The following is a 5,775-nucleotide window of genomic DNA, read 5'->3' on the forward strand; positions in this document are numbered from 1 at the left end:
AATGCGTCGGGTGTATTACCACGGGAACAATACTTAGACGTCGTAAAATTCAGTATCGAAGGTTTACCGCTTGAAGTTGAACCTGAACCGTTTGCCAACGGTATCATTTATACTAGAATCGAAGAGGAAAAAGGATCTGTTTCTAAAAATTTTAGACTTAATCAGAACTTCCCAAATCCGTTCAACCCGACGACGCAGATACGTTTTGCGGTACCGGAGAGAAGTGACGCGACGTTGACCATATACAATGCATTGGGACAGATGGTCAACAAGGTTGCATTCACGAATCTGAGCAACGGTGTTTACAGTTACTTTTGGGATGGAAAAGACATGCGCGGTAACAACGTGGCATCGGGTGTTTACCTGTATGAACTCAGGGCGGGCGACAAGTTCCGCGACCTGAAGAAAATGGTCCTGCTGAAGTAAGTAGTTTCTTGATGAGAGCGGGGAGCAATCCCCGCTCTCTCTTTTCTTTTGAATTGTTTTTTTCTCAAAATAAAGCGGCAAACGAAGGGAGTCACTCATGAATATCACTGACTATATCATCCTGATCATTTATTTAATTGGCATGTTGTATGTTGGATTTTATTTTGAGAAAAAAGCGTCAGCCGGCATCGATGCGTATTTCCTGGGAAATCGTTCGCTGTCATGGTGGTTACTCGGTTCTTCCGGCATGTCCGGAAATTTTGATGTGACCGGAACGATGATCAATACGGCGTTCATTTTCGCTATCGGAGCCGCCGGTTTTTATATTGAATTCAGAGGCGGTGTCACGTTGATTATGGCATTTTTATTAGCCTTCATGGGAAAATGGAATCGGCGCGCGCGCGTCATGACAATTGCTGAATGGATGTTCTTCCGGTTTGGCGATCGGCGCGACGGGCACATTGCCAGGATTATCGGCGCCGTTTCGCAACTAGTTTTTGCCGTTGCGATGGTGACTTATTTCGTCATCGGTTCCGGTAAATTCTTTGCCGAATTTTTCAACATTCCTCCAATGCTCGGAATAAGTCCCGATATGCTGGCGGCTATCGGATTGATTATCCTGACAATGGGTTATACCGTTTCATCCGGGCTTTATGCGGTCGTGTGGACTGATTTTATCCAGAGCGTAATAATTTTCTTCACGATTGCGTTTATCGCCGTGATGGTTTTCACTAAAATTCCTCTTCAAGATAAATTTAAAATTTCCTATCCGCTAAGGCCGGGAGAATATAAAGAAGAAATCGCCAAAACTGATTGGCCAAAGATTTCACAAGACCTTCCATCGGACTCTTTGCGATTGGTATATATAGCGCCGAATAATCAATCGATTTCGATAATCGTCAATAAAGAGACAATCGATAAACAACTACTGTCATTACCGGAAAAATTCGAGGTTGAATTCAGCGTCAAACGAAATCAATTCCAATCCAAATCCGTAACCCGCGAACAATGGACTGACGTTAAGCCGCGATGGAACCTGAATTTTCCGAAACACGCCGATTATTCTATCTATAATTTCTTCGGGATCGCGATTCTTTTCTATCTCCTGAAAGTATTTCTGGAAGGAAGCGGCGGTACCGGCGGCTACATGATTCAACGGTATTTTGCCGCGAAAAGTGACCGCGAAGCCGGACTGCTTTCCCTTTTCTGGACGTTTCTGCTCTCTTTCAGATGGCTATTCATCGGTTCGATTGCGATTCTGGGCATTTACTATTTTAATAATATCGACACGAGTATTCAGTCGATGGATCCGGAAAAAGTCCTGCCAATTGTCATACACCAGATGATTCCGAAAGGATTGAAAGGGCTGATGGTTGCCGGAATGATGGCGGCGGCAATGTCAACTTTTAGTGCGACGATTAACGCCGGAGCCACTTACTGGGTCAAAGATATTTACCAAACCTACATGAATCCAAAAGCATCACAGCGGAGATTGGTTTGGCATAGCAAGATTTCGTCAATCATCATTGTAATGATCGGCGTCGGTTTCGCTTTTACGATCCGGAACATCAACGAAATATGGGGCTGGATCACGATGAGCATCGGCTCCGGTTTGCTGATTCCATTTCTCGCCAGATGGTACTGGTGGCGGCTGAACGGCTATGGCTTTTCATGGGCCGTAGTCGTTGGAATGACCGCCGCGGTTATCCAAAAATTGGTCTTCCCATATCTGCCGGAATATGTTTCATTCCTGATTATCAACGCAATCGTGGCCATCACATTAGTCGTTGTGACATTATTGACGCCCGCCCCAGAAGACAAGGTGCTGGGAAATTTCTACAATATTACCAAGCCGTTCGGATTCTGGGGGAAATTTAAATCCCGGCTGGAGCCTTCAATGCAGAAAGAATTGACAAGAGAACACAAATTTGACGTTTTCACTCTTTTGTTGGCTGTGCCATGGCAAGTTTGCCTGTTCTTGATGTGGATGACGCTCGTGATGAAGCGATTCGACACATTCTGGATTCTGTTTGGATCGACAACGGTTTTGTCTGTGGCGCTTTACTTCGTCTGGTTTAAGAATTTATCAAAGGACGCGAAGCCCATTGAAAAGGAATTGCTGAAATAAACGGACGACAGAAAACCGGAAATCCGGTGTTAAGCGAGATTTTGTGAAAAGATGAAATAGTCAGGATGTAGATAAACGATGAATTCCTTTTCGGACGATTTGCTGAATAAAATGACCAGAATGGGATTTACTGTCTATGAGGCGAAAAGTTATTTGGGGCTTCTTAAACACAATCCGGCGACCGGCTATGAACTGAGCAAAGAGACGAACGTTCCCCGCTCCGTTATTTATTCCGTGCTGGACAAACTGGAAATGATGGGGCTCGTCAGTTATATTCATGACAAGCCGCGCCGGTACGTGCCACTCTCGCCTAAACAATTACTGTCGAAATTAGAAACAGATTTCTCGACGAAACTCATGACGTTTTCTTCTGAATTGCTGAAGTTCAACAACAAACCGGAAACCGAAGGATTTTGGAATATTAACGGTTATGAATCGCTCCTGATGACCTGCGTTTCACTGATAAGAGAAGCAAAGGAAACGATTTTCATTTCCGGGTGGCAACGCGAAATAAATCGATTGAAAGAGCCATTATTGGCCGCTAAAAAACGCGGTGTGGATATCATTATTTTTTCATTTACGGAGGTTTCCAAATCGCTCGGCCAGGTATTCGCTTATGGCATCGACGAGGAAAAATTATCTTCCATCTGGGACCATAAAATGATTCTCGTGACTGATTCGAGCAATCTTATCATGGGCCCTGCCAACATCGAAAAGCAGGAACAAGCGATCTGGACGCAGAATAAAGCGGTCTTAACCATTGCGATCAACTATATCATTCTCGACATTACACTTTATGGACAACGGATGAAATGCGATATTTCCGATACAGTCGTCAAACTAATGACGAAGCGCGTCGATTATCTGGATCATCTGATCGAACTAAGTATTCCAACCGAAAAGTGAGTCGTATTAATGACCAGATGGAACGCCAATATCCCGAAGAAAATTCTCGCGGTTCTTGGCGGATTAATAATCCTCTTTATCACATTTAAACCGACTATGCAAAACACGACGCAATCGTTGAACGGAAAATGGCTGATGTGGTACGACTCCGAAAATGTCGGGTTGCAGTCCGGATTCGAGAGGTGCGATTTCGACCGCAAAGGTTGGCGCTCCGTTACGATCCCGACATTCTGGGATGATACCAACTATGACGGCGTCGGTTGGTTCGCTCTGAATTTTATCCCGAAACCGTTTTTGAAAAACCATAAAGTCGCGCTGATGTTCGATTCAGTCGATGATAACGCCACTGTATTCCTGAACGGAAAACGTTTTTATGAACATGTTGGTGCGAATGTCAGATTCTTTATCGACGTGACTTCGGAGATGAGAATAGGCGAAGAAAATTTATTGGTCGTTCGGATCGAAGATACGGGCGGAGCGGGAGGAATTAGCGGCAACGTTTCCATTAAAACATTTCAAAACGAGACCGAACTGCTCATGGCCGAATATTCCAAACAGGAAGCGATACCTGTTCCGGAATGGGTGAGAGACGCGGTCATTTATGAGTTATATGTTCGGACGTACAGCGCCGAAGGGACGTTCAATGCCGTCACGGTTGACATTCCACGACTCCAAAAACTCGGCATCAATTGTATCTGGTTCATGCCGATTTTTCCGATAGGAGAAAAGAATCGGAAAGGCACGTTGGGAAGTCCGTATGCGATTCGCAATTTTACAACAGTGAATCCCGAATTCGGAACGGAATCGGATTTCATGAAATTGGTTCAAACGGCGCATCAAGCGGACATTCGGGTGATCATGGACATCGCCTGCAACCATTCGGCGTGGGACAATCCGTGGCTTGCCGAACATCCGGACTGGTACACGCAAGACTTATCTGGAAATATTATCTCGCCGAACGAAGATTGGACGGACGTTGCTGACCTGAATTATGATAATGCCGACTTACGTGAAGCGATGGTTGAGGTGCTTGAATCCTGGGTGAAAAATTTCAACATTGACGGCTATCGGATGGATGTGGCTGAATTGGTTCCAAACGATTTTTGGGAAGAGGTTTTACCGCGGTTACAAAAGATCAAACCGGACATTCTGATGCTCGCGGAAGGCGACCATCCGAGTCTGCATTCGACAGCTTTTCATTTGACTTATGCCTGGAATACGCGGCACATCTTGCATAAAATTCTCGTCGGTGGAAGTCCGGCGACTGAATTGTTCAAAGACCTTGAAAAAGAATATTATCGCTACCCGAAGAATTCGGTTAGGATGCGATTTATCGAGAATCACGATCAACCGCGGTCGGCGAAATATTTCGGAAGAGAGAAGATCAAACCCGCGGCGGCGGTTATTTTTACGCTTCCCGGCGTGCTGATGATCTATAACGGACAGGAAATCGGCGAGAATATCATGCCGTCTCATTTTGAGAAAAGCACGGTGAGATGGAATCGCGCCGATCCGGCAACCGAAAAACTTTTCTCCGAACTGATTGCGCTTCGGCGATCGTCAATCGCTCTCAGGCGCGGTAGTTTTTCACCGTTGATCAACTCATTGCCGGAAAAGATCGTTTCATTCATGAGATTTACCGAAGCGGAAACGATGCTGACCGTCGTCAATATGTCGCCAAAAATCGAATCTTGCGAGATATCTCTTGAAGATGTTTTCCGAAAATCTACAGGTAAAAATCTTCAGTTGAAGCTAGGAAATGCGGAATATTTTGTGAAAAACGATACATTGTCGATTCGTCTAAAACCGGATGAATTTGGTATTTTTGAAATCCATTAAGAGATTTTCCCAACCAACAGGAATCGATCATGAAACCAATTAAAATCCTTGTCATCGCCTTTCTAACCGTTTTGACCGTACGGTTTTCGAGTGCGCAAGTTGTCACGTCACGCCCGTCTTATCCAACAGTCGAAGATTCTATCGTCATCATTTTTAACGCAAAACTCGGCAATCAGGGACTAATGGGCTATACGGGAACCGATGTTTATGCGCACACAGGCGTTATCACCGATAAAAGCACATCCAAAACTGATTGGAAATATGTCAAAGCCACGTGGACAACAAATCTTCCTGAATGCAAACTGAGCAAGGTCGGCGACGACCTCTGGGAATTGAATATCGGAAAAATCCGAAAATATTATGGAGTACCGGAAAGTGACAAGATTCTCAAATTAGCTTTTGTTTTCCGTAATGGGAACGGATTAAAACAGGGAAAAGATGTTGGTGATAAAGACATTTTCCACAGACTTTACGAA

5 protein-coding genes are annotated in these 5,775 nt (G+C 44.7%); all 5 read left to right on the forward strand.

Features of this window, described 5'->3' with window-relative positions:
• Positions 1-426: hypothetical protein (locus tag COT43_11310; protein ID PIS27278.1), on the forward strand; the 426-nt coding region annotated here is incomplete at its 5' end.
• Between the two features lie 97 nt (positions 427-523).
• Entirely contained in the window at positions 524-2,554 is a 2,031-nt protein-coding gene (locus COT43_11315) for a sodium:solute symporter (protein ID PIS27279.1), read from the forward strand.
• Between the two features lie 78 nt (positions 2,555-2,632).
• Positions 2,633-3,460 carry a hypothetical protein gene (locus COT43_11320; GenBank protein ID PIS27280.1) on the forward strand — a complete coding sequence of 276 codons (828 nt, stop codon included), beginning with the start codon at positions 2,633-2,635 and terminating at the stop codon, positions 3,458-3,460.
• A gap of 9 nt (positions 3,461-3,469) precedes the next feature.
• On the forward strand, positions 3,470-5,299 hold the full coding sequence (locus tag COT43_11325) for a hypothetical protein (GenBank protein PIS27281.1): 1,830 nt from the start codon (positions 3,470-3,472) through the stop codon (positions 5,297-5,299).
• Between the two features lie 29 nt (positions 5,300-5,328).
• On the forward strand, positions 5,329-5,775 hold a 447-nt coding region (locus COT43_11330; GenBank protein ID PIS27282.1), incomplete at its 3' end, for a hypothetical protein.

It is taken from the genome of Candidatus Marinimicrobia bacterium CG08_land_8_20_14_0_20_45_22 (assembly GCA_002774355.1).
Lineage (GTDB): Bacteria > Fidelibacterota > UBA2242 > UBA2242 > UBA2242 > 0-14-0-20-45-22.

Coding starts and splice junctions, on each gene's coding strand:
- COT43_11315 (PIS27279.1), top strand. CDS start 524: ATGAATATCACTGACTATATCATCCTGATCATTTATTTAATTGGCATG.
- COT43_11320 (PIS27280.1), top strand. CDS start 2,633: ATGAATTCCTTTTCGGACGATTTGCTGAATAAAATGACCAGAATGGGA.
- COT43_11325 (PIS27281.1), top strand. CDS start 3,470: ATGACCAGATGGAACGCCAATATCCCGAAGAAAATTCTCGCGGTTCTT.